Origin of the sequence: Pedobacter immunditicola (assembly GCF_037482985.1) — a bacterium.
GTDB classification, from domain to species: domain Bacteria; phylum Bacteroidota; class Bacteroidia; order Sphingobacteriales; family Sphingobacteriaceae; genus Pedobacter; species Pedobacter immunditicola.
In genome coordinates this window covers 268,532-293,885 of the sequence record NZ_JBBHKC010000002.1, presented here as the reverse complement: position 1 = coordinate 293,885, position 25,354 = coordinate 268,532, and the positions used below count along the sequence as shown (strand labels likewise).

The following is a 25,354-nucleotide window of genomic DNA, read 5'->3' as shown; positions in this document are numbered from 1 at the left end:
AGCATAAAGCTTGCCATAAAGTTAATTAATCTAATATTATTTTAACGATTATTCTACTACTTTCTTTAGGTGAATGACAATTGCCCATTTACAATTGCCATTTACAGCCTGATGATAGCTTGGCCAAGCTTTTTTTTGAGTTGGTTTTTGTAGAACCGCAATAGGTTCCTGAAATGAAAAGGTTCCGAAAAGCGGCCGTATTGCTTCAAATAGGTGGAAGCAGTGACCTTTGAGCGGTGTTGATGCAATTGCGCACAGGCTTCAGTCAGCAGGTGAAACTGTTTATCTTTAGCAAACCAGTCGAGCCAGGCCTGCCGCGCTAATTTCCCCATCGCTGCCGCATCCTTTTCTTTAGCTTGGAGTATTGCTGGAATTTGGTTGATTTCAGCTGCCGATACCCTGATCGCAAAAGACTCCCATTGCGGGCCCTGGCTAGGAATCCATTCATCGGAAATAATGACCGGAGCGATTCCCATTTCCATGCTTTCATATAGCCGGTAAGAATTCGGGCTGATCCCAGCCGGGCACAAGATAAAATGACTGGCTAAGCTTACCTGGGCATAAGAAGAAAAGTAGGCTTTTTTATCCGACTCCCTTAATTCCCAGGAATTTCGATCAGAGGTATCCTCTAAATAACTTTCGGGGTGATCAAGGCTTAAAATAGCCTTCCGAATGGGATTGGTCCGGGATGCCCCAATAAAAGAAAAGAGGTATTTTTTTTGATGATCCTCCCCACGGGCAGCTGCAACAGCATGGTTATGATCAATCTGAAAGATGTAAGCATAAGACCGGTGGATCAAGGGGTTATAATCTCTTAACTGAATGGAAGGGCTTACCGTGGGTAAAAATGTTAAAGAATGGTCATTATCGTGATAGAGATAGCATTTATGCTTAAATTTCTGATAAACAGGATCCCGTAACACTTTAAAAAAATAAGGATCATAGGGATGATGTTCCGCAAAAATGATCAGATCAGCGTCTTCGGGATGATCTGCCAGGCAATGAACCTTAAACGGATCATGGACAGCAGACTCCCGAAGATAAGTTGATCCAAAATTACTCCTGGAATCATATGGATATGCAGAAGTAACGAAAATTTTCATGACGAACGAAATTATTCCACCGTAACAGATTTAGCCAGATTTCTTGGTTGGTCCACATTACAGCCACGCAATACAGCGATATGGTAGGATAGTAATTGCAAAGGGATGGTTGCCAAAAGTGGTAAAAACGCTTCACTGGCATCAGGGATTTCGATACAGTAATCCGCCATTTTCTTCACTTCAGTATCGCCCTCCGTCACGATGGCGATCACTTTACCCTTACGGGCTTTTACTTCCTGGATATTGCTGATCACCTTCTCATAAGACGAATTCCGGGTAGCGATCACCACCACTGGCATTTCCTCATCAATTAAGGCAATCGGGCCATGTTTCATTTCTGCAGCAGGATAACCTTCTGCATGGATATAAGAGATCTCTTTTAATTTCAAGGCACCTTCCAGGGCAACCGGGAAACCACTTCCCCTACCTAAAAACAAGCAGTTGCGGGAATCCTTAAATTTCGCTGCAACCTCCCTGATCAGGGTATCCGATTGCAAGGCGATTTCAATTTTCTCCGGGATATGGTCCATTTCAGTCAATAATTCCACCAACTGGCTTTTGGTCATGGTCCCCTTTTGTTGTGCCATGTAAAAGGCCATTTGTGTTAAAACCGTCACCTGCGCCGTAAAAGCTTTGGTTGAAGCCACACCAATTTCCGGTCCTGCATGGGTATACACCCCTGCATGGGTAATCCTTGGAATAGAAGAACCCACCACATTACAGACCCCAAAAATAGTAGCCCCTTTTTCCTTCGCCATTTCGATAGCAGCCATGGTATCGGCCGTTTCGCCAGATTGCGAGATCGCGATCACCACATCTTTTTCTGTAATGATCGGGTTGCGGTACCTGAATTCAGAAGCATATTCCACTTCCACCGGGATCCGGGCATATTCTTCAATCAAATATTCACCCACCAGGCCCGCATGCCATGAAGTACCACAGGCTACGATAATGATACGGTCTATATTTTTCAGTTTTTCTGCATATTCTTTAATGCCGCCCAGCTGTACTTTTCCCTCTTCAGGATAAATCCTTCCGCGCATACAATCGCGGATGGAGCGGGGCTGCTCATAAATCTCTTTCAACATGAAATGCTCGTAGCCACCTTTTTCCAGCATCTCAAGTTTTAGCTCCAGTTCCTGCACATAAGGCGTCTGGATCACATTATCAAGACGTTTGATCACCAAACTGTCTCTTTTCAAATAGGCGATCTCATTATCGTTCATGTAGATGACGTTCTTCGTGTATTCCACGATGGGGGTTGCATCCGAGGCAATGAAATACTCCCCTTCACCCACGCCAATCACCATCGGACTTCCCTTACGGGCGGCAATCAATTGATCTGGCTGGCCCTCATCCATGATCACGATGGCATAAGCGCCATTGACTTCATTCAAGGCCAGGCGAACTGCTTCTAAAAGATCGACATTATCTGCCTTATAAACCTCCTCGATCAGGTGAATCAGCACTTCTGTATCTGTATCACTGCTAAACTCATGGCCACGGCTGATCAGTTCTTCCTTTAAAACCGCGTAGTTTTCAATAATGCCGTTGTGGATAATCGTAAGTTGTCCGCTGTGGGACGTATGGGGATGCGAATTCCTGTCTGAAGGCGCACCATGTGTTGCCCAACGCGTATGGCCAATGCCGATGGTACCAGAAAGGTCTTTGCCCTCCGAATAGTTCTCAAGCTCAATCACTTTCCCCGCCTTTTTTAAAATATTCAAACGGCCATCATTGATCAATGCAATCCCTGCACTGTCATAACCACGGTATTCTAATCTTTTTAACCCTTTTAAAACCAGCGGCCAGGCCTGGCGATGGCCGATATATCCTACTATTCCACACATATATTTTATACGATTACATTATTCTATTATATATACTATTCTATTTAACTGTACTCTGCTTATATATATTACTGCATCAGGCCAGAAATGACAAAATGCTGTAATGCCGTCATCCCGAAACAGGGCCTGTGATGACGATAAAACCTTATGTAAATCTAAAATAATTTATTGAAATGTAGAGGTCCCGGAGGGGAAATCACAGCGTTTTGTAATCGCTTTATACACATTTTAACATTCAGCCTTGAAAATACATTAAGTTCTAAAGAGAAATATCTTATAAACCAGGCAGCAAAATTATTAATTTATCTTTTTAGTTTGTAAAATTTATGATAGATTTGATTGGAAAACAAACAAATATTAACTCCTGATTACACGCTCATGATTCAAAAGGGAACAGACTGGCTAGAGAAGCCGATCGTCTATAAACAATGTCCTAAATGTCAACGACATGACCTGGACACCAGGATTCCGAGAGGATTGTTTGTCAAGCATTTTCTGTTTTGGAAACCCTATAAGCGATACCGGTGTGGCAACTGTGCCGCCAAGGTTTATATCCTGGAAACTTCAGCAAAAAGTAACTAAGAATTAATACAAAAAAAGAACCCGCTGCTTCCGGCAAAACCGAAAACAGCAGGTTACAATTTACCATGCCTAATTGATTAGGCGACGATCAACTCGCCGAGGTATTCGCTGTTGCTGGTTACATGCCCTGTTGCCGAAACAAAGTTCAGGTAACAATGAACAGTGTCCCCCACAAAATCGGCAGGTAATTGCAGGGCAAAGCCCAACTCTGTACGCCCTGCAGCGTTCTCCAGGATCACGAACTGATCTTTCTCCGCGTTGTACACCATCAGGTTAACCAAATCCGTGTCCTTGCCGTACTTACTTTGGTACGAAATTCCCCAGATAAAGTTAATTTTTGCACCTACGATGCCCTGCGCACTCATGTTGCTTGGCAACGGACATTTACCCACACTGAATTTCAGTTTGGTCAGGTCGATGGCGTAGTCGGGAGAAAGCCCGCTTACTGCATTAAGCAAGTTGTATTGCACCGCTTTGTTCATTGGCGACTGTCGCTGCTCCCGTTCCTGGAAGCCGGTATCGATCAGGCCAGACATCCAGCTTAAAAAGCTCGTCACCAAACCAAACTTCTTGCGCTGATCCAACTGCTTTTGCGTAGGCGGTTTAGAAGATTTAGCAGGCACTGACGTAATCACGTTCTGACCGTTTACAATGTGTCCTACTAAAGGACCTGTCTTGTTTCTGAAGCCACCGAAGGCACCTTTGTCTTGAATTCCCATTTTAATTTTAATTAAAGGTTTAAAAAATTTTGTGATTTGTTTATTTATAAGTCCGTCGCCACCGGTTGCTAAAACTTATAATTCAAATGTACGGCGAAGAAAAAAAAACCTTTGCGCAATCGGCGCTATCGGCGTTATGAGTCATTCAAAGTCATTCAAAGTCACAATTGTCGCCTAAAATCTTGGGATATTTCGAAAGATGTGTATACAAACAATACCCAAAAAGAAATTTAATATACAACTGTGAGAAATTATTTTTAATTATTTCAGATTATAAACAAAATGTTTATACCTAATAATCTGATAGTTACAAATTTAACACCCACAAAACCAAAAATGTTAACAAAAATTCTTTTGCAGAAATTTGTTTATTAAAATAATAGCTATACATTTAAAGTACACTTATAAAGAATAACGCTCATGGCTAAAAGAATCTTTATTTTAACCAGGGACATCTGTTCCCTGATGGGATGTAGCTTAAGGAAAGCACAACGCCTCGTTCAAGAAATGCAGTTTGTATTTGGTAAAGAAAAGTACCAGAAACTCACCATCAAGGAGTTCGCAAAACACATGGGCATAGCGCCCGCGGAAATTGTGCTCTATTAAAAACAGGCAACAAACAAAAAAAAACCGGCGGGATTCGCCGGTTTTTTTGTTACGGGCAAGGCCCAAATACGGGAAACCATAAAGGAAGAACTACACACTGCATTATCATTGTGTAGTGAATACAATGGCGCCCGCGGCATTCTTACATTAGAAAAACATGACTCAACAAATTAGCGAGCTGACCCTAGAAGCGGTGAGCCATAAGTACGGCAATAGTATTGCCCTGAAATCTATTAGCGAGCTCATGGGCAAGCAATTTTATATCCCTTCCTACCAACGGGGCTACCGCTGGACTAAACAACAGGTTGAGGATCTCTTGACAGATATCTATGTTTTTGCGACCGACAAAGAAAAGGACAAGAAAGAATTTTACTGTTTACAGCCAGTCATTGTTAAATACAACAGTGAAAAGGCTCATTATGAGGTAATAGATGGGCAACAACGGCTCACCACCATCAGGATTATCCTAAGTTATATCATCAAAGAGGACTACCAGGGAAAGTCGATTGCAAAAGAATACGGTGAAGAACTGTTTGATATCGATTACCAGACCCGACCGAACACAAAATTATTTTTGGCTAATATCAAAGAAGACAATGATGAGAATATAGATTTTTTGCACATATCGAATGCCTTTAAAGTGATTAGGGAATGGTTTGATAATCAAAATAAACCGGGAAAATCCAGGCGTATCATTTTAGATGCGCTTTTGCTCGATTACCTTGAAGAAGGCTCAAGCGGTGCGGCCAGGGTCATTTGGTACGAGATCAAGGACGAGCAGACCAACCCGATTGATACCTTCATCAGAATCAACCTAGGAAAGATATCACTGACCAATTCCGAGCTGATCAGGGCCCTTTTTCTTCAGGAGCGAAATTTGGGTGAAGGTGATAGTGCAAAACTGAAGCAACTCGAAATCGCCCAGCAGTGGGATGAGATTGAAAATAGGTTGCAGGATGAGCAGTTCTGGTGGTTTCTAAACAAGTCCGGGAACCAGGCATCCTCACACATCGAGTTCATATTTGACATGATGAAAGACGTCGCCCTGGCTGAAAATCCAAATCTTCTCAAATCAATAGGTGACGATAGTTTTACAACATTCCGTTACTTTAACACCCTTTTTTCACAAAGAAATAACCTTGATGCTATAAAGACAAACTGGGCAAAAATCAAGGAATATTTCGAATTCTTCGTTGAATGTTTTGAGAATCCGGTCTGGTACCACTATATGGGCTTTTTGATTTATTGCGGCACACCAATTAAAACCATCTATGATCTGATGAACGATAAGCAGAACATAACCAAAGTTGATGCTACCAAGAAGCTAATTTCCAGAATTAGAAACCATGAATTTAAGAATCTCCAGTGGAAAAATATTAGCGATGATCCCGACAAAACAGAATATACGCTTCGTGTGGATTTCAACAATGATAAACTCCTGCTAAGAAAGATATTCCTGCTGTTTAACCTGGAATATATTATCAACAAATCAAGTCAAGAAAACCTGGTCTATAAATTTCCGTTTAAATCTTTTAAGATTGATAAAAAAGAAAAGGAACAAGCGAGCTGGGACATAGAGCACATTGATTCTTATACAGAGAACCCGATGGATAAGGACGCAGACCGAAAGGCCTGGCTAGAAAATGCGAAACAGGACCTTCACTTTCTACCTAGTGAGGCCGACTTACTTCAGGAGATCAATGCTTTCATACGCTCCCCAAATGGAAAACACTTTCCGGGAATATATGATAAGATCAGGGCGAAGACCGGGGAGGATTCCATCCCTGATGAACTCAAGAATAGCCTTGGAAACCTCACTCTTTTAGACGCAGGTACAAATAGAGGCTATGGAAATGCTCTTTTTAGCACCAAGAGAAGGAAGATTATAAAAAAGGATAAGGAGGGAGTCTTCGTTCCCATCTGCACCAAGAACGTATTTTTTAAATATTTCGATGGAAATTCAAGGTCTAACTGGACCATTGAAGATATTGATGCCTACCGAAAGACCATTGAAGAAACCCTGAAAGATTTATTACCACCAAAACCAGCAAGCAATGAACAAGTATAACTTATTAAACCTCTTAGATGGCGAGGTCAAAGTAATCGAAAATAATGTACTTAAAACCATTAGCGTAAGCGGGATAGAAATCCCAATTATACAAAGGGACTATGCGCAGGGCAGAAAAGGAGAAGAGGTGATCCGCGAACGCTTTCTCAACTCGCTATTTACAGCCCTCAGACATGATTCCGAACTTGAATTGGATTTTGTATACGGCTCGATCAAGGAGATGACTACAGGTAATAATGTCTTTTTGCCCTTAGATGGACAGCAGCGGCTGACAACACTTTTCCTGTTATATTGGTACGTGGGGAACCGCGAACTTGAAGGAGATGCGCTCCAACAGTTAAGGCGACAGTTGCTCAGGTTCAGTTATTCGACCCGTTCAACAGCCCGCACCTTTTGTGGGAAACTAGCTGAGATCGGTTTCAGCACCTCGCCTGCCGAGTCAATCACCGAATCCTTTTGGTTTCATAGGATCTATGAAAAGGATCCGACAGTAATGAGCATGGTTAATATGATAAGGGCCATTGAAGGGCAGTACCGGGAATTAGACACACCAATATTTAATCGCTTAGCCAAGCTGTGCTTTTATGTATTGCCGCTTGACGGTTTCAATCTGACCGACGAATTATACATCAAAATGAACGCAAGAGGCAAACAGTTGACCGGTTTTGAGAACTTTAAGGCTGACCTGATCAACTGGATGAAAGATGAACACAAGGCGGATCCAGGCTATTACCTCAATATTGCCTCTAAAATGGATAACGCCTGGACTGACATTTTTTGGGGAAAGGCAAAAATCCAGGAAAAACAAGAAGATAAAGTAGTTGACAATTTTTTCCTTGGTTTTATCAACAGGTATCTGCTTAACGAATTCATCACCACTGCTCCAGCTACCACGAGTCTTAAAGAGCTCGAACAGCATGAGCTGTTTAAGTATTTTTACCATGGTGAGGAAAATGGAACAGCACTTAAATACAGATTATTCAAGGATTACCAGCGCGTTCTCAATGGCGATGTCATATCGAGATTGGAGCATCTCTTTGATGAATTGGTCATACACCAGGAACAGATCAGACAAATTATCAGGCCTGTTTGGGATCTATCGGATGACTGGTTTCTATATGATAAATCTGTTTCACAAACGCAGCGGCTGCTATTTCTTGGGGTAAGCTTGTACCTGGAGAAAAACACCTTTGAGGAAGCCAGCTTCAAAAGTTGGATCCGCGTCGTATGGAATGTTATTATTGATCCAGATATCAGGAGTATCGGCGTAATGATCAATGCCATGAAAATCCTCAAGGCGCTTTCTCCCGGAAGCGGGAATACCTATGCCTATTTGCAGACTCCTGCCGTGGAGGAACTTATCAAAAGAATGCCCGGAATTTTTGCAACCCAGCTCAAAGAAGAAATTATTAAGGCGCCCTTGATGGCGGATGCTGACTGGTCGGAACAGATCCTAAGCGCAGAGGCACACCCACTCTTTCAGGGCAATATCCGATTTCTCATTGGTGATCGCCCTAGCCTGGAACTGTTTGTAAACAGGTTGAAACATGCTGAACTTTTATTCAGTTCATCCGGCGCTACTGGAATCATCAAACACCATGGGCTGTTAAGGTATTTAATCTCACAAATCGATTCATGGAAAAAACTCTATGCCTTTACCTATGCAGATAGCCATGGCAACTGGCAGCTCATTTTGAGACGAACCCAACAGGACATGGAATTACTGCGTTTCTTAGTTTCACTTTCTAATCTGGATGCAATTGCTTCCACTATCGAACAAGCGATCACGACACCCTCCACACTAAAATCTGATGACGGCTTATGGGACAGACAGCATCAAAGAACCCATAATGCGCTTTATGGTGATCAGGCGTTTTTCAAATGGATGCATGACAATGAGGCCTATCAGATGAAACACCTCTATTTCCATCATTTCATCATCAAACCCAATGCGCACTATAGGAAAGTAATGATCTCTTGTTACAGAAATGAAATCATCACCAAGCTTCACGAACGCTATCAGCTTGACTTAAGAAATCATAGATGCGGGGAGGCCGACTATTATTGGGGGGAGGCCATCGAGGTTTTCAAGAATTTCGGAGAGATGACCGTCAGTTTTCATTTCGACAATGACAAGAACCTATTTGTTGGCCTTAAGCGGGAAAGGAATCCGAACCTTCACCTTGAAGGGTCGGGCGATGAGCAATGGGTGCAGAAATTCCGTTTTGATTATATGAAAGTTCTTTCTGAACAGGATGCGTCAAATTTTATTACTGAAATTATTGAACGACTGACTGCAGAGGAGACCGACTGTATTTTCAAGAAATATATTTAAGAAAGATGTAGCCAAATTCAATAAAGAAAACACCATTAGCAGGTGTAGAATTGTAAAAGATCCCGGAGTTCCCCGGGATCTTGCAATTACTTATACTTATTTCAACTATGGCATTTAGTTCGGGCGTAATCCAGAAAGGCGAGCGAAAAATACCAGTACACAGGCAATGACCACAAGCAACACCAACCCCAGCACGATCACCCATTTCCAGGAGGGCGTTGATGCTTTCTCTGCCTCATCCAAACTTGTGGTTTCAGACACGGCCTGCGTTAAACCACTGTTGTTAGCCGTTGCAACCTGCAATTCCTCGTTCTGCTGCAGCTGCATCATTGAAATATGGCTGCCGGTTCCGCTGAGCAGCACTTTATTTGCCTCGCCGATGAAACCCTTCTCCTGTGAAAAGCTGAAGATGCCTTTGGGCCAGATCTCCAGGCTGTAATCATAGCCTAATGAATCGTCGGTTAGCAAGATGCGCTGGCTTTCTGCCGAGCTGTGGGATTGTGCTGATAGCTGTAGGTCGGTAAAATTTTCCATTTTAGTTTGGTTTGATGATGTAGACTGACTATGATTTTTGAATAAGCCACAAGCCTGCAAGAGCAGCATGGAGCAAAAAAAGGTAAGTGGGCGGGCGTTAATCATTGCGGTCCCTCCAATCGGCAAAGCGATAAATACTTTTGTGGGGCCGCCATTTACGGTAAACCCCATCCCCTTCCCGGGCGCCTGCCTGGTTGGTATTACCTTCGATGGTGATGACCCAGTCGCCACGCAGCGATTCTACGAAGCCACAATGAGCAATGCGCTTCAATGCAGGGAAATAAATACCAAAGAGCATTCCCGGTGCGGCAATCTTTTTTATACGGGCGGCGGGGAATAAAGCCGGCGACCAGCCCGTTCTTGGCTTGGGATAACCTGCTTTGAGGAACACCCAGGAAACGAAAGCTGCACACCAGGGATCACCGGATTTTAAGCCGGCAGCAGCCTGGTAAGTAATAATACCCGGACCATCGTTTTTACCACTGAGCTCCCGGGTACCGAGCTCGCCCCTGGCAATTTCCAGGAGCGCTTGCTTCGGGGCGACTAACAGATCGCGGCCAGACACATCACGCTCGCCAAGAGCAGCAATGCAAAGGAAAGCCAGTAGAAACCTAACTGTTGCCATAATTCCAGAGATTTAAATTGTAAAACCATCATTTCAATGCGGGGCAGGCCCAGATTTTGCCAAAAGCGGTGGAGCAGCCACCAGCACCAGGCCACGAGCATAAAAAAAGCAAGAAGGCTCAGCAAGATCAGCAACCAGATAGCGGGGTCCACTCCACCTGATGCGGGCTCGAATTGTCGGATGATTCCGGGCATCAGCAGCCAGAGCAATAACAAGCCTCCAAAAACCAGGTATCCAACCCGTGAAAATTTTTTTTCAGTGAAATCATTAGCTCCCCAGGAGTCAAAATGACTTAAGCGCATGGTAGTTTCCATTTTTAATTTATTGAAATTGTTAAATAATAAAAAGCGACACAACAACCGTTATCGCTTGAACAAATATAGTTTCAATAAAAATAAGTCGTTACGCATTCTACGCTTTGTGCGTATTTGACTTTTTTTTTCTTTGCAAAGACGTTTTTTTCACTTATATTTAGCAAACTTTCGGGATCATAAACATAACAATCTAATAAAAACAACCATACACACCATATACATAAGCGTATAGCAAATTGAAACAAATGAAAAACGTAGGAAAAAACATCAGGAGGTTGCGCCAAAAGAAAGGCTGGACACTCGTTCAAATCGCAGATAAAGTCCAGGTTTCGGTACCGGCTTTCTCTAAAATCGAAACAGGCCCGACCGACATTAATATGTCGCGCTTAAAGCAACTTGCAGACATCTTCGAAGTATCAATTCTGGACATCCTTTATGACGAAGGAGAGAACCCACAAGAAGAATTGATTGAAGCGGCAAACGCTTTAAGAGAAAAGATCCAGGAGAAAGAAGCTACTGTAAATATGCTTCAGAAGAAACTGATCGACCTGTATGAAGAGGTCAGCAAGAAAGCCGTTGAAGCTTAAAACCATTTTTCCTTCCTGTTAAATCGGATTGCCGCATATTCACTATAAATATGCATCCTATTTAACAGGATTTTTATTTTTCCGGCTGGACTCTACAGCCATGGGCACATTTCGCCGCAAACCACAATTTCTTATTAATTAAATTCGGCTACTGGAAATAATAGCTGTGTATTAATTATTTTTCGTGCTATACAGTACTGAGAACGCCTTTTATATGCTTTACCCAAAGAGTATACACTTTTAGTACAACTTACACTTTATTAAAATTTTTCACTTTTAATACCATGAAATTACTTATTTTTAAAATATGAATTACATAGGTAAGAATATAAGACGACTACGTCAGAAAAAGGGCTGGAGCCAGAGTCAGGTAGCGGCCGAGTTGAAAATTTCCGTGCCGGCGTTTTCAAAGATAGAAACAGGCATTACCGACATCAACATCTCGAGGCTGATGCAAATTGCCAGTTTGTTCAATGTTTCGGCAGCAGGGATCCTATCCCAGGAGGAGGTCAATGGTGATCAACCCAAAACCAGTGAAGTCAATCAACTTAGAGACAAACTTCACCAGCGGGATCAGGAATTAAATGATCTTCAAAAGCGGCTGATTTACATGTACGAAGAAATCAGGCAGCGTTAAGACGCTGCCGGACTTAGCCCAGGCGCAATTTATTTCCATTGATACCGGAAATCGGGAGCCAGGTATTCCAGTTGGAGGAATTTTCTTCCGGCAGGAGGTCTTGCACTTCAAAATCTCTTCCCTTCATTAAACCGATCAACGCGACCGGATTGAAGTGTTTATGATTTAAACTAACGGAATCAAACAGGCCATCCTCATAATACTCCAGGGAACAGGAGGCGACAAACAAACAATTTTCAGGCAAACCATTTAGGAAAGACCATTCGATTTCGGGAACCTCTTCGCTGTTCACCGGGATGTCGAGTTCTGCAGTCCCACAGTACTGGTATTCGTTACGCGCCAGACTGACCGCCGAGAGCAGCACCCTTAAGGTACAGCCAGAAGCCATCTCCGGGAAAGTCATTGCCTCCTTCACATCAAAAGCATCCAAACTGATCTTAATGCCTTCCAGGTAATTCTGGTCGAGGCGCAGCTTTGCCTTCAACATTTTTGAAAAAGGCGAATGCCTGTTGAATTCAAAACCATCCAGGAACTGCAAGTCCCCATCTTCCAGGTCCCGGTAACCCGGCGCAAGGGTCATATTTGAGCGAATCACATCCCCTACCGCCGCATTGAGGCGGTTCACCATTTTGTTGTCGTGCATCCCCCTGATCATCGGATACAAAATTTCCCTTAAAACCTTTGCCCGGTTACTGCTCAGGGCAAAATCAACGCTGCTTGCTTTGGTCGACACGGTCTGTTTAACCGTTTTTGGACCAGGCCTGGTTTGCACTATCGCTATACCATTGAATATCCGGTAAGTTAAATTACCAATGTTTCCTTTAAATTTTCCGCTGTCGTCGCTTGTTGCCATATCATTAAGAGATTATCATTTTATTGAAAGTTAAACCACTTGAATATAGAAAGCAAATTTATTTAGCTAAGAAATGGAGGAAAATTAGCGTGAGTCCACCATGAGTCCACAGTGAGTCCACAGTGAGTCCACGTTTTACCGAGCAAACCGTGGACTCATGGTGCTGGCACTGCGCATGCATGGCGCTCGCATGGTAACGCTGCACTAACGTCGCTATCACGTCAGCGGCCGGGATGGGGAAAGACCTTAAAGCGCGAAATTTAAATTGATTTGAAGGACTGGTAAAAAGCGGAACCTGGAAACGTTGTCGCGGAACTCTGCTTCATCACTTTCGGTGTCCTCAAGAAATTTGGTTCCGGTGACGTCCACATCAGGTTTACCGATGTAATAGGCACCTAAAGCAAAACCAATATTGACCCGTTTTTTGGGCAGGGGGTTTTCGAAGCCGAGGCCAAAATAAGGCGCAATTTTATTCCCGCGCACCTCCCCATAGAGCTCCCCAACCATTTCCGAGGGAATGGTAAAACCTTCATAGATATAATCACCGGGATAAGTGGCAAGGGCATTGCCGCCATCTTTCCAAAAATAAGCAGCCCCGGCGCTAAGCAGGAATTTCTGCGCAAAGGAATCAGATTTAATGAAGGGGTGCACATCTAACATCAGGTGTGCATTCGCTAAATCAACATCCACCTCAGCGTTTGCAGGCTGTGCACGCACCGTATAATCCGTATTGAATTGAAATTTCAGCACACTGGCCCCTGCACGGAAGTTTAATCCCGGTTGGGGAGCAAATTTAAACTCCAGTCCGAGGCCCTGGGTGGCCACGTGCGGGGAGATAAAGAAGGAAGAATGTTGAGCGAAGGCCAGTGAAACGGATGAGAAGGTAAGTGCCAGATAAACCAGGGAAGCTTTGCTCAGCATAATGTTAAAGTTTAATTCATTTCAACGATTTTATCTCCAAATCCAATGCCTCAAATTTGGAATTCTTACTTTGGTATTCAGGAACGATGGTTTTCATCTGCAGCACTACCTTACGGTCGTCATTACGTTCTGCATGCCCTAAAAGTTTATAAATCTGGTCTGCAATCTCATTAAAGACGTATTCACGGACTTTTCCGATCATGATTTTCTCATGGTGGGTGGGCATGGTATTTTCGTTATCGTTGAGCAATTCTTCGTATAATTTTTCTCCTGGCCTTAAACCGGTGTATTCGATTTTGATGTCCTGGTTGGGGACTAAATCCGCAAGTCGGATCATTTTTCTGGCGAGTTCCACAATTTTAACCGACTTACCCATATCGAAAACAAAGATCTCGCCCCCGGTTCCCATGCAGCCCGCCTCCAGCACCAGTCGGCAGGCCTCAGGGATCGTCATAAAATAACGTGTGATATCAGGGTGTGTCACTGTGATAGGGCCTCCTTTTTCAATCTGTTCCTTAAAGCGCGGGATGACAGAGCCATTAGAACCTAAAACATTTCCAAAACGGGTGGTGATAAATTTGGTGCTCGGCTTCAGCCCCGGTTCATTTAAATAACTGAGGCCATTCCGGAACATGACATCAGTTTTGCAAAGAGAATTGTTAAGTGATTGTACATAGATTTCCGCAATGCGCTTGGAAGCCCCCATGATATTGGTGGGGTTCACGGCTTTGTCGGTGGAAATCATGACAAACTTCAGCACGCCATGTTTAACCGAGAGGTCAGCGATGGTTTTAGTGCCCAACACGTTAGTTTTCACTGCTTCTGCCGGATTATCTTCCATCAATGGCACATGCTTATAGGCAGCGGCGTGATAAACGTATTGGGGCTTAAAGTTGTTAAATAGGTATTCCATTCGCTCGTGATCACGAACATCACCAATGAAAGCAAGGAAATTAGGATTGCCACGGGTTTCTTCAATCTCCAGGTATAAATTATGGAGGGCTGTCTCACTCTGGTCGCACATGATGATCAGGCCCGTTTCAAAGGCCCTCAGCTGGCGCACCAGCTCACTGCCGATCGATCCGGCAGCACCCGTAATCAGGATCCTTTTTCCTTTAAGTTCAGACTGGATCCGGTTGGTATCAATATCTATCGTTTCCCGGTTCAGCAAATCCTCAATATTCATGTTCTGAATCTGGGAAGTGCTTACTTTACCCTTCGCCCATGCATCCTGAGGAGGCACATTTAAGATCCGGATGCGATGGGCGAGGCAAATATCGACCACCTGGTTTTTACGCTCAGGCGGAATGGTATAACTGGCGAAGATAATTTCGTCCAGTGCATGTTTCTTCACGAGGTGTTCGAGGTCAGCGGCATTCAAAATCATGACCCCATCGATGGATTTACCCACTTTACGCAGGTCATCGTCCACAAAGGCAATGATGTTCTTATTGATCCGCTGGTCATGGTCCAAAGTTCTTTTGGTGGCCAAACCCGCCTGTCCGGCACCATAAATAATGATCCGCACCTTATCCAGGCTGGCATTTTTGATGTACATGAAAAAATACTTCACGAAAACACGGTAGGAAATTAGAAAGAGGAAGGTAAAAAGCGAATAAATGATGATCACGACATTATTGGTAATCGGCGGCCTTTCCATAGAGATCGCCACGGCATTGGCAAAGAAAAACAAGGAAGAACTGGCCATCACGGAAGTGAGGATCCGGAAGGAATCCTGTGCGGACGTAAAGCGGACAATTCCGGAGTAAGTCTTAAGGTTAAAGAAAACCAGCGTATTGATCACCGCAAGTACCACGACCGACTTGTACAAGGACGGAAAATTGATGTCATCCAGTACAAAATTGGCCTTCAGTATGTTGCCAAGGAAGAGGGCGAAGATACTTAAGCCTAAGTCAATGGTATATATAACCCAGCGGGGAACGATCTCTATTTTCGTGAACATTGGTGCGGTTTTAATTCTTATTCAAATTTAATGATTATGCATTAAAGAAAACTAAACTTTAGGTATACAAGTGAATACACAAGAAATTACACAAGGTTTTTTCGTTTCACACAACCGTCATCCCATCGTCATCCCGGACCCCGTTCCACCGTCATCCCGAGCCCCGTTCCATCGTCATCCCGGGCCCCGTTCCATCGTCATCCCGGGCTCCGTTCCATCGTCATCCCGGACCCCGTTCCGGGATCTCTAATGGTCATTAATTACATGGATCCCGGAACGGAGCCCGGGATGACGTTCCTAACCGGGATGACGTTCCCAACCGGGATCACGTTACCAACCGGGATCACGTTCCCAACCGGGATGACGTTCCCAACCGATATCACGTTCCTAACCGGGATGACGTTCCCAACCGGGATCACATTCTTAACGACGATTCCATATACAAATCAATGAACTCCCTGACCACCAGACCCCTGTCAAACCTTTTACAATTCTCAAAGCCCAATGCGATCAACCGCTCGCGCTGGCCCGCCTCCATCAACTTTAAGAAAGCATCGGCAAAGTCTGCGGGGGCATAAGGATCTGCATAAAGCGCTGCCCCATTGGTGATTTCGGGCATGGGCGCCTTGCTACTGGCGATGACCGGGGCACCACAGGCCTGGGCTTCGATGAGGGGCCAGCCGAAACCCTCGGCAAAAGAAGGAAAAACAAAAGCCGTGCAGGCACTATATAGAGCCACCAATGCCCGGTGATCCGGCTCTACGATGTTGATGACGCGGTTTCTTAGACCCAGTTTTTCAGCATAGTTCAGCAATGAAGGATCCAGCGGCTGACCGGCATAACAGATCAAGCCCGCCCATTGCCCGGTTAAGCAATGCGCCATGTCCAACAGTAATTTCCGGTTTTTCCGGGGTTCGGCAGAACCGACCGTCAACAGAAAAGGTTCCCCCTCCCCAATACCGTAATTAGCTAATAAAACCGCACTTGCAGCCGCTTCCATCGGGAAAAAGCACTCATTAAAAGAATTAGGGATCACCCTCCAGCGCGCATTATCAGGCTGCCTGTTTTTACTCAGTTCCAGGAGCTGTTTCATGGTGAACTGAGAAACAGCGCTGAGAATTTTTGCACGGCTGAGGTGTGTCAGTATCCAGCGCTGAAGAATTTTTCCGGTGGCCGAAGACTCACAATGCGTATCCTTAAAGCCCGCGGCACCCCTGATCGCCAATACATCATGGCAAGTGATCCCAGAGCGGTTGGCAGGCAATAAGCTGAGGTAAGGAGAGTTGGAATGATCACAGATGTGAAAAAAAGTCAGCTCCTGGGCATAGCCCCTATTCAGCTTCAGTTTCAGCCACAGCTGGACCGGGAAAAGCAGGTACTTGTCGAGGTAAGTGAGCCATTTACCCACACCAGCATGGGTATTTTTACTGAAGGTCCCAAAAAAGACAGTGGGATACCAGATCTCCGCCTGCACCTGTTCGTTATGGAGGCTATCCCTGAGGTTCAGGGCATACCTGGCCATGCTTTCCTGGCGATCGGGAAGGTAATTGGCGAGCAGGATAAAATGAAGTTCATGCTGTTTCATGGATCACACCTTTTAAGGCAGCCGTTAATTCTTTTCCATAACTAAACCAGGGTCTTTTTCGGGCAGTGGCTATGGCGGCCATCCCGGCAGTCGTGACCCTATCCGGCTGATCCAGTAATTTCTCCATAGCCTGCTGTAAGGCAATGGTAGAACCCGCTTCAATGAGCCAACCATCTTTTCCATGGGTAATCAAGTCCGGACCTGCCGTTCTATCGGTGGTGATCACGGGCATACCCTGCGACATCGCTTCGGTGATGACTAAGCCGAAGCCCTCAAAAAGTGAAGGGAAAACCAATACATCGTGCGCCTGCATGATCCTTAAGACCTCGTCGTGCGGCACGGGCGGAATATAGCGATGTGCCTTTAAAGCATTATCCAAAGCCGGACAATCGGCACCCGTTTTAGGGCCAAGGATGGTAAGTTCTACATCTGCACTTAAATTTTGAACAGCGGCAAAAAGATCAGCAATTCCCTTTCGCTGCGACAAGCTGCCGACATATAATAATTTGAGTTTCCTGTTTTTCAGTTCCGTATAACGTCGGTCGACCGCAACAGCCGGGAAACCATAAGGAATGATTTCGACAGGCGCGAGTTTCCCCGGATATGCCTGGAGGGTTTTCGCGGTAAAAGAACTGGCCACAAAAATGCGTTCCGCTAATCGCAGTTCCTCATCCTTGCGCTGCAACTTTTCGTCCTTATCCCAAAACGTCTCGATAGTCGAAACCCATTGCGGCCAGCGTTCCCCCTCCTGCTGCAATAATTGCCGCGCCGCTTTCCAATAGCCTATGGGGAGATCATACATACATTGGATACCCTGTTCCTTCGCAGCCTTAAAAGAGTGCAGGGCTGAATCTTCATAAGCATAAATGGCATCAAGGCCCTGTTTTTTGAAAGAAGCCAACTTTGCGGCAGAAGCCAGATCGAGGTTTCTGCAAACCTGGTCGATGCTCAAAAACCCGGTTTCCTGGTCCACCAAATGCTTTAGACCGATCCTGGGCATGAGGTAACGTCCCAATTCCAGCAAGGGTTTTACATGGATGCCGGCATAATTGACCGGATACACCCGCTTTTGCAATTCCTTGCGCAGCGCCACAGGCAATAAACGAAAAGCGAAACTTTCCGGATTGATGGCAATGGTGGTATGAAAACTATGCAATAAGCCCGTTCGCTCCAAGGCAATCAGCAGTGCCCTTACATTTTCATTCCCCGTGGGATGCGTCAGCATCATTTTCATAGCACTGTATATTTAAGCAACTGGTTGGCAGCGTCCGCGACATGGAAAACGGGCGCAGCAGGAAGCTTTTGTTCGATACAATTTTTGAAACGGCCGGGCTGGTATTCCCGGATATCTTCGGGCAGGCACAGTTCAGGCATCCCCATGGGCGTCCATGGTTTAGTGATACAAATGACCGGCAAGGCATGCGCACGCATGGCCGCTACCGAACCACTTTTCTCCACCAGTACAAAAGGCGTGGTGCAGAGGCCAAAACTGGCCTTTTGGAGTGTCGCAGAAACGACCTTTTCCGGTTGTTCCCCTAATGCCCGGTACTGCATTCCCGCCTCGGACCAGATCGACACCCAATTGCCCATTTCCTGGCCACAACGCCCAATGAAAGTCAGGATAATATGCAGGTTGTGTTTTTCTGCATAGTCCCGGGCCTCCCTTGTAAAATCCGCGAAAGGCGCATCCCTGCTGATGGTTCCAAAAACTACAAATTCGAGCGTCCGTAACCCTTTATCTTCCTTGATATACCTTTCGCTTTCAGCCGCTAAGGAAGCCATTCGCTGGGCCTTGATTTCTGTGGAAAGGGGTTGTCTTTTATCAATGAAAAAATTGTGTTTCGTGAAGGTTTCTTCAGAAAAACACGAGGCGACGGGGATATTGCTAAATAAAGGGAAAATAGCCGCCTCACAACCCATATTTTGCAGGTGCCACTGGTACAAGGGCGTATGTGTGGTGATTAATTGCGGCTTTAATTCCGTCAACAACTGTTTGATGAGCCATCGCTGCAAATTTCCCCAGATGATGTATTTCAGGGAAGCCTGCGTTTCCATGCCCAGCCAAAGTTCATGAAACATGATATGCCAATTTCGGCCCTCCCCCATATAGCGCAGTTTTTTAGCCAGGTTTAAGCTCAGCCCCTTCGCATGGAAGGAAAAAGGCACAAAATGAAGACTGATCAGGTCGGGATTAAATTTAACCAGCCAGGTCCGCAAGAAATACAATTCCAACGTTCCCAATCCAACCCGGGGCAACCTGATGACACTGAAAGTCAAGCCTGCCATATCCTGGGGTTCCAGGCTATCCTCTACCACAAAGGAATCATTGATGGCAATTAAAGACACGTGGTGCCCCTGCTGAAGCAATTCCAGGCTGAGCCGCCTTAAATAGTCACCTACACCATCTTTGCCGGGCTCGAGCGAACCACATATAAAAGCTATCTTCATCGTTTGGGGAGAGGGTTATAGGGTTCAGCTACGGAATAAGCCGTATAACCCTAAAGTTAGGCAGGAAAGATTTAAGAATTAAGCATTTGGTATACAATCAGATACACAAATATTTACACAATCCCAAGCACTTCTTTCCATCTCCACAGCAGCCTGGAAGAGGAAAACTTTTCCGCATAAAGCTCTTGCTGTGCTTCTCCTGAGATCTTTCCGGCAGCGATATCCTCAGCGAATGACAGCACCGCATTCTTCATGTGCGTATAACTTGAGGTGGAAGGGATCACCCTTGTTGAAATGGGGTCACAAACAATATCAGGAATCCCACCTTTATCCGTTGCAAGCCAGGGAAGGCCAAATCCCATGGCCTCTAAAAGACTGATTGGTAAACCTTCCGGATGGACAGATAGCAACAAGAAAGCATCAATAGTGCGTAACACATCGGCCAATCCATCTTCACTATTAAATTTACCATGATACCTTAATTTGGGGTATTGATCAAAAAAAGAAGCCGGGTAGGCTATTCCTTCCCCCCAGATATGAAATTCTACCTTATTAAAATCCTGATCATCACTCAGTCTACAAAGCGTAGCGATCCCTTTTTCAGGAATAAGGCGGCCATAATATCCAAAACGAACTGCAGCACCGTTGTCTCGAGGAAAGTTGTTACCTTCAATTTTCCTTGAAAAACAGGGGATGGTATCAATATCTCTATGGAGGGCATTTTGCATCTCCAATGCATTTTGTTTTGAACAGGCGATGACCTTTGATGATTTCATCAGCACGCTACGATAAGCAGCCGTCCAGGTCATTTGATCTTTTTTATCCCCTGCCATGTGATGGTGGTGAACCCATCTTGTCTGCCGCTTTAATAATAACCTCAGCAATGCGATACTGTTACCCTGCCCATTAGAATAAATGGCATCATATTTAAAGCTGCGACAGATTCGTGAAATATGAATCAACCATAAAAGCCGAGAATAGGAACGTCCATTTTTGCAGAGAAAGATGCGATGACAAATACTTTTAAACAAGTTCTCCATGTCTTGTGGCATTTGCGCATTTAAGACAATCAAGTCAATTTCAATTCCAGCACTTTTCATGTGGAAACAGAATTCACGGACATGACTTTCAATACCGCCAGTTTCCATCATCTGGGTTGTGTAGACTAAAATCCGCTTCAATTTGAATATTTTAATGATACCATAATCCGTCTGGTGATAAAGTTAGGCAGGAATGGCTGAATCGCTCATTTATTGTTATACAATCAGATACACAAGATGTTACACATGGCGATGCACCGTCACCCGTTCCTTCGTCATCCCGGAATTTTCTCGTCATCCCGGAATTTTCTCGTCATCCCGGAATTTTCTCGTCATCCCGGACCCGTTCCGGGATCTCGTTTGGAATAGATCCCGGAACGGAGCCCGGGATAACGGGCGAATGGCGGCCGGTGTAACGATTCAATTTCTCTATTAAATACTGTGCTGTTGGCTGGCCCACATAATTATAAATTACCCATGCCATGGCAGCGGTCACTGTCATCGGAATTAAAATCATGACCGGGTGTTCCAGAACATTTTTATAGAGGAGATTCAGCATGATATAGCCAATGTTTTGGTGGAGCAGGTACCATTCAAAAGATATGGGGGCCAACAATGCCACGGGTGCCAGGAATTTCAGGTTTAAGCGCTGGAAGGCATAGGCATAAATCAATAAATAAGAAACGCCGATAATCGCAATTTGGGTAGCGTCTAAAGGTTCGTCGACGAATATGACGAAACAGAAAAAGGTGACCAAGGGCATCAGGATATTAATGAGGCTTTTCTCCTTGTATAACTTGCTGAAATAAATGCCCCCTAAAAACAACATGCTGTAGTGTAGAGAAAACAGGATATTGATCTTCCCATCCGGCATCACGGTGCTGTTAAGGATAAACAAAAATAGCCAGGCAATGAAGTACAGGTGTTGGTATTTGCTTTTGACGATCCTGAAAGAAAAGGCCATGAAAAAGTAAAAGGTCAGCTGGTAGAAAAGTGACCAATATACACCATCGACGGAATCCACATCAAAAACATACTGCACCATGGTAAAATTGACGATAAAATCAAAGAAACTGACCTCCCTATGGGGCAGACCGAAGATGGAGATGATGATAAAGGAAGTAATCAGACAAACCCAATAACTTGGATAAAGGCGCAGGATCCTTTTGGTGATGAACTCGAGTCCGTTTTTCGAACTTAACAAGGAGCTGTAAATGAGGTAACCGCTAAAAATAAAGAAGAGGTGCACTCCCCCATGTTTGAACCAGGTGATGTTGTGTTCAAACGGCCCGTACAGCTCATCGAACCTGGCGGTGTAGTGAAAAACAATCACCATCAACACCGCAATAGCCCTGATCACATCTAGTTCTAAAACCCTTGATTTTGTCTTCATCGGATGATTTGATTATTAAGATTTCCTAGCATTGAACAACAATTAACTCACCAAGCTCTGGCGCCAGGCATAGAATGTAAACACAGTTTACAAGACGACAAATTTATGGTGCAATCAAGGTTTCAATTTTACGATTGAAAAATAATTCGGGAAGTTAAATGTATTTTACTAATTAAATAAAACAAGCCTAAAATAATCGCAGGAAGAAATTCAAGGATTATAAAGAAATAAATAAGGGATGCTTTCAGCATCCCTTATTGTTCTTTGAATTGTCGTCATCTCGGACTTCGTTCGTCATCTGTAGATTAAGATCCCGGAACGGAGCCCGGGATGACGAACCCGTCGGGATGACGAACCCTATAAACAAAAAAAAGGATGCTGTAAACAGCATCCTGATTTGTCTTGTTAGACGTCTTTGATAAAAGATACAGTTTGGCCCCGTATAAAATTCTGTTGTTAATTAATCAATTTACAAGCTTCAATCAATAAAGCCCTGTTGTGTTCTGGAGATTTAGTTCCAAGGAATTCACCTTCACCTACGCCTACAGACATATCCAGTTTATCGATGGTGCGGTTGTTAACCACTTTCGTTTCATTTTTCCAACCTGCTCTAAAGTCATAAGTAGAACCTACTTTTAACAAGGTAGTGATTATTTTACCTTCAATCGCAGTACCTAAGAATTTATATTCAGTATCAGGTGCACCTGCTGGTTTGAAGAATAAGTCAAAGTTAGGAACGACAATCTTTCCAGTACCCGGACAAGTAACGTTTAATTCTAAGGTGATCTGATCAACCGGTGTTGTTGGTTGCTTCAAGTCAATGGTAAATTCCTGACCAGCACAAGGATCAGCAATGGTACCTGTACTTAATTGATCACCATTGTAATGGCTTATTTTGTAAGTCACGCCGATTTTAGGAAGACCTTTAAAATAACCAGCGATGCCATTGGCAACTTCCACTGTCTTGGTCACAATCTTTCTGTTATCAGAAGTTCTGAATACTTCAATCACTACTGGTAAAGTAGCATCATTTAACCATGGTGCCAGGAAAGTAAATTGAGGGCTTACACAGTTTTTCGTATCAAAAGCATCACCTACCACAAATACCGTTAAGTGATTCGTTGGGAAAGTAACTGACAATTTACCACGTGTATTTAAAGCAACCGTACCTAAAGTTTCATATTTGAATTGACCTGTATTCACATCATAACTGTAAACCGGTAATTTATCGCCAGCTTTTACATTCGCACCAGTGGCAGAAGGTTTAAAGTTTGGATCCACTTCCACGTTCACACTGATTGGTGCACTGAAGTTTCTTACCTCATTATTGTTCACAAACATTTTAATGCTGGTGAAACCGGCAGGGATAAAAAATGCAGAACCTGTAACTCCATCAGCACCAACTACATTAGGCGCACTTAGGCTCGCACCAGGAAATAACTCATTCGTTGCAGGATCTTTAGCCTCATAGTTAATCATATCGATTTTAACTGAAGAACCAGTGATCGCCGCACCTGCTGCATTTCTCATTTGCACACCTGCAGGAACGGTTACTGTAGCCGTTTCAGCCACTGTACCTACGCTTGGTGTAGATAAAGTAGTTGCCGTCGAAGTTGTACCACTTACCAATGGCGAATTCCTGCTCGCAATAGCCGTTACAGGAGATGGTTTGCTTACTTCCAGCATCGTTACATTCACGATTTGGCTTTTTTGATCCAAAGCAATGGAAACAGGGATGTTTTTATCATCATAACCTTGTCCGGTGATGATCACATTAAAGTTTAAAGTTTTAGCAGCCGTAGGCACATCTTTAGGTGTTACCCCTAAAGTGATCACACCACCTGGTGCAAAAACCTGCTTTGTTCCGGAAAAATCATAAATGCTTTTTGCATCAGTTCCGCCGATAGCTACATTTAAGTTATTTGGTAAAGCTTTACCATTCGCATCCTTTAATACCAGGGTAGCTTTGTATTCGATGACATTGGCATCAAACAATACGTTCATTTCATAGGCTGGGTTTCTGCAGGCGTTAAAAATAAACGCTACAAAAAGGATCAGGCTATATAATTTCAAAGATGTTTTCATTGGGTATATAATTTATATTTTAATCTTTAGAGGAGATTTTGTCTTCTGGTAACTTGTAAATCAATCTGGTAAGTCGTTCGTCATGCCGGACACCGTTCCGGTATCCCTCATGATAGTTGCGTAATTGAGATCCCGGTCCCGGAACTCAGTCCGGGAGGTGTCCGGGATGACGGCGCTACAAGCCGGGATGACGAGGAACTTGATTAAAACCTATAGTTCAAGTTAACTTGTAAAACAGGAAGCAACTGGTAGCCGGACATGTTTTTTCCAAACTGCTCTTCGTTACTTTCGTTCCTGGTCAAGAATTTTGTTCCTGTTAAACTTACATCAGGTTTTCCCATGTAGTATGCACCAAGTGCAAAACCCACATTGACCTTTTTAGCCGGGAACGGATTTTCAAAGCCGATACCCAGGTAAGGTGCTACTTTGTTCCATTTCACATTTCCGATCAGCTGACCAAGGTCTTCGCTTGGGATTTCAATATCTCCATAGTTATACACTCCATTGTAAGTTACCACTGCATCACCTTCTGCTTCCCAGAAATAGCCTGCACCCGCCGTAACGATCACCATGCGTGAGAAAGAGGTTTCATTGATAAAAGGATGCCAGTCGAACATCAAGTGTGCATTAGAAAATGCAGCATCGAGGTCAAGGTTGGTGGGTTGGTTGCGAACGCTGTACACCGTACTCCATTCTACAGGCAGGATACTTGCACCCGCACGGATTTTAAAAGCAGGAACCGGCGCAAATTTCAAGTCCAGGCCTACACCTTGTGTTCCAGCATGAGCGCTGATGTAAAACTGGTTACGCAGTGTACTGTCGATAGACATGTTGGTAACTTGTGCATTGACCTGTGTACCTACGAACAGGAAAAAGCTCATAAATAATAAAGTAATTCTTCTTTTCATAGTTAATTAATGAAGTTTTGTATTGTCATTGGGTTTATTTTATTTCGTCAGTTATAGGCTAAAAACCGTCATTGGATGGTAATTCCGTAATATTTGTCGTTATCCCGGATTCCGTTCCGGGAACTAATCGCGCCCCCAGACTGTTTTAAACAGCGCTAAGTTAATTATTTACACCGTATTACACACAATTTTGTGTAA

General features: G+C 44.1%; 21 protein-coding genes. 5 read left to right on the top strand and 16 right to left on the bottom strand.

What is annotated here, in order from left to right; all coding sequences use genetic code 11:
* Positions 1 to 101 precede the first annotated feature (101 nt).
* From WG905_RS03835 to WG905_RS03825, 3 genes are all read right to left on the bottom strand, one after another.
* The gene (locus WG905_RS03835) at positions 102 to 1,103 is read right to left on the bottom strand and encodes an exostosin domain-containing protein (RefSeq protein ID WP_339590382.1); all 1,002 of its coding nucleotides are present in this window, start codon (positions 1,101 to 1,103) and stop codon (positions 102 to 104) included.
* A gap of 11 nt (positions 1,104 to 1,114) precedes the next feature.
* Positions 1,115 to 2,953 carry a glutamine--fructose-6-phosphate transaminase (isomerizing) gene (glmS, locus tag WG905_RS03830; protein ID WP_339590381.1) on the bottom strand — a complete coding sequence of 613 codons (1,839 nt, stop codon included), beginning with the start codon at positions 2,951 to 2,953 and terminating at the stop codon, positions 1,115 to 1,117.
* 659 nt (positions 2,954 to 3,612) lie between these two features.
* A complete protein-coding gene (locus WG905_RS03825) occupies positions 3,613 to 4,254 on the bottom strand; it encodes a DUF6266 family protein (RefSeq protein ID WP_339590380.1) in 642 nt (213 codons plus the stop codon).
* 420 nt (positions 4,255 to 4,674) lie between these two features.
* On the opposite strand from WG905_RS03825, the gene WG905_RS03820 reads away from it, so the two are divergent.
* The 3 genes from WG905_RS03820 (at position 4,675) to WG905_RS03810 (ending at position 9,263) form a co-directional block, all read left to right on the top strand.
* A complete protein-coding gene (locus tag WG905_RS03820; RefSeq protein WP_339590379.1) occupies positions 4,675 to 4,860 on the top strand; it encodes a hypothetical protein in 186 nt (61 codons plus the stop codon).
* Between the two features lie 157 nt (positions 4,861 to 5,017).
* Positions 5,018 to 6,928 (top strand): DUF262 domain-containing protein, encoded by a 1,911-nt coding sequence (locus tag WG905_RS03815; RefSeq protein WP_339590378.1) that lies wholly within the window; start codon positions 5,018 to 5,020, stop codon positions 6,926 to 6,928.
* Positions 6,915 to 9,263 (top strand): DUF262 domain-containing protein, encoded by a 2,349-nt coding sequence (locus WG905_RS03810; protein ID WP_339590377.1) that lies wholly within the window; start codon positions 6,915 to 6,917, stop codon positions 9,261 to 9,263. Before WG905_RS03815 ends, WG905_RS03810 begins: the two co-directional genes overlap by 14 nt.
* A 114-nt stretch (positions 9,264 to 9,377) precedes the next feature.
* Here the strand turns inward: WG905_RS03810 and WG905_RS03805 are convergent, their stop codons facing one another.
* From WG905_RS03805 to WG905_RS03795, 3 genes are read right to left on the bottom strand one after another with little or no spacing between them, the layout of a single operon-like run.
* Positions 9,378 to 9,902, bottom strand: coding sequence for a hypothetical protein (locus WG905_RS03805; RefSeq protein WP_339590376.1), 525 nt, complete (start codon positions 9,900 to 9,902; stop codon positions 9,378 to 9,380).
* Entirely contained in the window at positions 9,895 to 10,422 is a 528-nt protein-coding gene (locus tag WG905_RS03800) for a C40 family peptidase (RefSeq protein ID WP_339590375.1), read from the bottom strand. Before WG905_RS03800 ends, WG905_RS03805 begins: the two co-directional genes overlap by 8 nt.
* On the bottom strand, positions 10,341 to 10,736 hold the full coding sequence (locus WG905_RS03795; protein WP_339590374.1) for a hypothetical protein: 396 nt from the start codon (positions 10,734 to 10,736) through the stop codon (positions 10,341 to 10,343). The genes WG905_RS03800 and WG905_RS03795 overlap by 82 nt, the downstream gene beginning before the upstream one ends.
* Before the next feature lie 245 nt (positions 10,737 to 10,981).
* On the opposite strand from WG905_RS03795, the gene WG905_RS03790 reads away from it, so the two are divergent.
* Both WG905_RS03790 and WG905_RS03785 read left to right on the top strand, forming a co-directional pair.
* Positions 10,982 to 11,323, top strand: a complete 342-nt coding sequence (locus tag WG905_RS03790; RefSeq protein WP_339590373.1) for a helix-turn-helix domain-containing protein — start codon at positions 10,982 to 10,984, stop codon at positions 11,321 to 11,323.
* 307 nt (positions 11,324 to 11,630) lie between these two features.
* Positions 11,631 to 11,960 carry a helix-turn-helix domain-containing protein gene (locus WG905_RS03785; protein ID WP_339590372.1) on the top strand — a complete coding sequence of 110 codons (330 nt, stop codon included), beginning with the start codon at positions 11,631 to 11,633 and terminating at the stop codon, positions 11,958 to 11,960.
* A 13-nt stretch (positions 11,961 to 11,973) separates the two neighbouring features.
* Here the strand turns inward: WG905_RS03785 and WG905_RS03780 are convergent, their stop codons facing one another.
* The 10 genes from WG905_RS03780 to WG905_RS03735 all read right to left on the bottom strand — a co-directional run bounded on the left by WG905_RS03780 (position 11,974) and on the right by WG905_RS03735 (position 25,156).
* Complete coding sequence (locus WG905_RS03780; RefSeq protein ID WP_339590371.1) at positions 11,974 to 12,813, bottom strand: hypothetical protein; 840 nt, start codon at positions 12,811 to 12,813, stop codon at positions 11,974 to 11,976.
* Positions 12,814 to 13,059: 246 nt separating this feature from the next.
* Positions 13,060 to 13,734, bottom strand: a complete 675-nt coding sequence (locus WG905_RS03775) for a hypothetical protein (RefSeq protein ID WP_339590370.1) — start codon at positions 13,732 to 13,734, stop codon at positions 13,060 to 13,062.
* Between the two features lie 16 nt (positions 13,735 to 13,750).
* The gene (locus tag WG905_RS03770; protein WP_339590369.1) at positions 13,751 to 15,697 is read right to left on the bottom strand and encodes a polysaccharide biosynthesis protein; all 1,947 of its coding nucleotides are present in this window, start codon (positions 15,695 to 15,697) and stop codon (positions 13,751 to 13,753) included.
* Between the two features lie 415 nt (positions 15,698 to 16,112).
* Positions 16,113 to 17,282, bottom strand: coding sequence for a glycosyltransferase family 4 protein (locus WG905_RS03765; protein WP_339590368.1), 1,170 nt, complete (start codon positions 17,280 to 17,282; stop codon positions 16,113 to 16,115).
* Positions 17,269 to 18,516 carry a glycosyltransferase family 4 protein gene (locus WG905_RS03760; protein WP_339590367.1) on the bottom strand — a complete coding sequence of 416 codons (1,248 nt, stop codon included), beginning with the start codon at positions 18,514 to 18,516 and terminating at the stop codon, positions 17,269 to 17,271. Before WG905_RS03760 ends, WG905_RS03765 begins: the two co-directional genes overlap by 14 nt.
* Positions 18,513 to 19,730 (bottom strand): glycosyltransferase family protein, encoded by a 1,218-nt coding sequence (locus tag WG905_RS03755; protein ID WP_339590366.1) that lies wholly within the window; start codon positions 19,728 to 19,730, stop codon positions 18,513 to 18,515. Before WG905_RS03755 ends, WG905_RS03760 begins: the two co-directional genes overlap by 4 nt.
* A gap of 113 nt (positions 19,731 to 19,843) precedes the next feature.
* Positions 19,844 to 20,911 carry a glycosyltransferase family 4 protein gene (locus WG905_RS03750; RefSeq protein WP_339590365.1) on the bottom strand — a complete coding sequence of 356 codons (1,068 nt, stop codon included), beginning with the start codon at positions 20,909 to 20,911 and terminating at the stop codon, positions 19,844 to 19,846.
* Positions 20,912 to 21,083: 172 nt separating this feature from the next.
* Complete coding sequence (locus WG905_RS03745) at positions 21,084 to 22,163, bottom strand: acyltransferase family protein (RefSeq protein WP_339590364.1); 1,080 nt, start codon at positions 22,161 to 22,163, stop codon at positions 21,084 to 21,086.
* Positions 22,164 to 22,619: 456 nt separating this feature from the next.
* Complete coding sequence (locus WG905_RS03740) at positions 22,620 to 24,248, bottom strand: hypothetical protein (RefSeq protein WP_339590363.1); 1,629 nt, start codon at positions 24,246 to 24,248, stop codon at positions 22,620 to 22,622.
* A gap of 203 nt (positions 24,249 to 24,451) precedes the next feature.
* The gene (locus WG905_RS03735; RefSeq protein ID WP_339590362.1) at positions 24,452 to 25,156 is read right to left on the bottom strand and encodes a hypothetical protein; all 705 of its coding nucleotides are present in this window, start codon (positions 25,154 to 25,156) and stop codon (positions 24,452 to 24,454) included.
* Between the last annotated feature and the right edge of the window lie 198 nt (positions 25,157 to 25,354).

Excerpts from the sequence above, each read along its gene's own strand:
- WG905_RS03780 (WP_339590371.1), bottom strand. The coding sequence starts at position 12,813 with ATGGCAACAAGCGACGACAGCGGAAAATTTAAAGGAAACATTGGTAAT.
- glmS (WP_339590381.1), bottom strand. The coding sequence starts at position 2,953 with ATGTGTGGAATAGTAGGATATATCGGCCATCGCCAGGCCTGGCCGCTG.
- WG905_RS03835 (WP_339590382.1), bottom strand. The coding sequence starts at position 1,103 with ATGAAAATTTTCGTTACTTCTGCATATCCATATGATTCCAGGAGTAAT.
- WG905_RS03825 (WP_339590380.1), bottom strand. The coding sequence starts at position 4,254 with ATGGGAATTCAAGACAAAGGTGCCTTCGGTGGCTTCAGAAACAAGACA.
- WG905_RS03740 (WP_339590363.1), bottom strand. The coding sequence starts at position 24,248 with ATGAAAACATCTTTGAAATTATATAGCCTGATCCTTTTTGTAGCGTTT.
- WG905_RS03770 (WP_339590369.1), bottom strand. The coding sequence starts at position 15,697 with ATGTTCACGAAAATAGAGATCGTTCCCCGCTGGGTTATATATACCATT.
- WG905_RS03735 (WP_339590362.1), bottom strand. The coding sequence starts at position 25,156 with ATGAAAAGAAGAATTACTTTATTATTTATGAGCTTTTTCCTGTTCGTA.
- WG905_RS03810 (WP_339590377.1), top strand. The coding sequence starts at position 6,915 with ATGAACAAGTATAACTTATTAAACCTCTTAGATGGCGAGGTCAAAGTA.
- WG905_RS03760 (WP_339590367.1), bottom strand. The coding sequence starts at position 18,516 with ATGAAAATGATGCTGACGCATCCCACGGGGAATGAAAATGTAAGGGCA.
- WG905_RS03785 (WP_339590372.1), top strand. The coding sequence starts at position 11,631 with ATGAATTACATAGGTAAGAATATAAGACGACTACGTCAGAAAAAGGGC.
- WG905_RS03765 (WP_339590368.1), bottom strand. The coding sequence starts at position 17,282 with ATGAAACAGCATGAACTTCATTTTATCCTGCTCGCCAATTACCTTCCC.
- WG905_RS03795 (WP_339590374.1), bottom strand. The coding sequence starts at position 10,736 with ATGGAAACTACCATGCGCTTAAGTCATTTTGACTCCTGGGGAGCTAAT.
- WG905_RS03815 (WP_339590378.1), top strand. The coding sequence starts at position 5,018 with ATGACTCAACAAATTAGCGAGCTGACCCTAGAAGCGGTGAGCCATAAG.
- WG905_RS03800 (WP_339590375.1), bottom strand. The coding sequence starts at position 10,422 with ATGGCAACAGTTAGGTTTCTACTGGCTTTCCTTTGCATTGCTGCTCTT.
- WG905_RS03820 (WP_339590379.1), top strand. The coding sequence starts at position 4,675 with ATGGCTAAAAGAATCTTTATTTTAACCAGGGACATCTGTTCCCTGATG.
- WG905_RS03775 (WP_339590370.1), bottom strand. The coding sequence starts at position 13,734 with ATGCTGAGCAAAGCTTCCCTGGTTTATCTGGCACTTACCTTCTCATCC.
- WG905_RS03745 (WP_339590364.1), bottom strand. The coding sequence starts at position 22,163 with ATGAAGACAAAATCAAGGGTTTTAGAACTAGATGTGATCAGGGCTATT.
- WG905_RS03755 (WP_339590366.1), bottom strand. The coding sequence starts at position 19,730 with ATGAAGATAGCTTTTATATGTGGTTCGCTCGAGCCCGGCAAAGATGGT.
- WG905_RS03805 (WP_339590376.1), bottom strand. The coding sequence starts at position 9,902 with ATGATTAACGCCCGCCCACTTACCTTTTTTTGCTCCATGCTGCTCTTG.
- WG905_RS03790 (WP_339590373.1), top strand. The coding sequence starts at position 10,982 with ATGAAAAACGTAGGAAAAAACATCAGGAGGTTGCGCCAAAAGAAAGGC.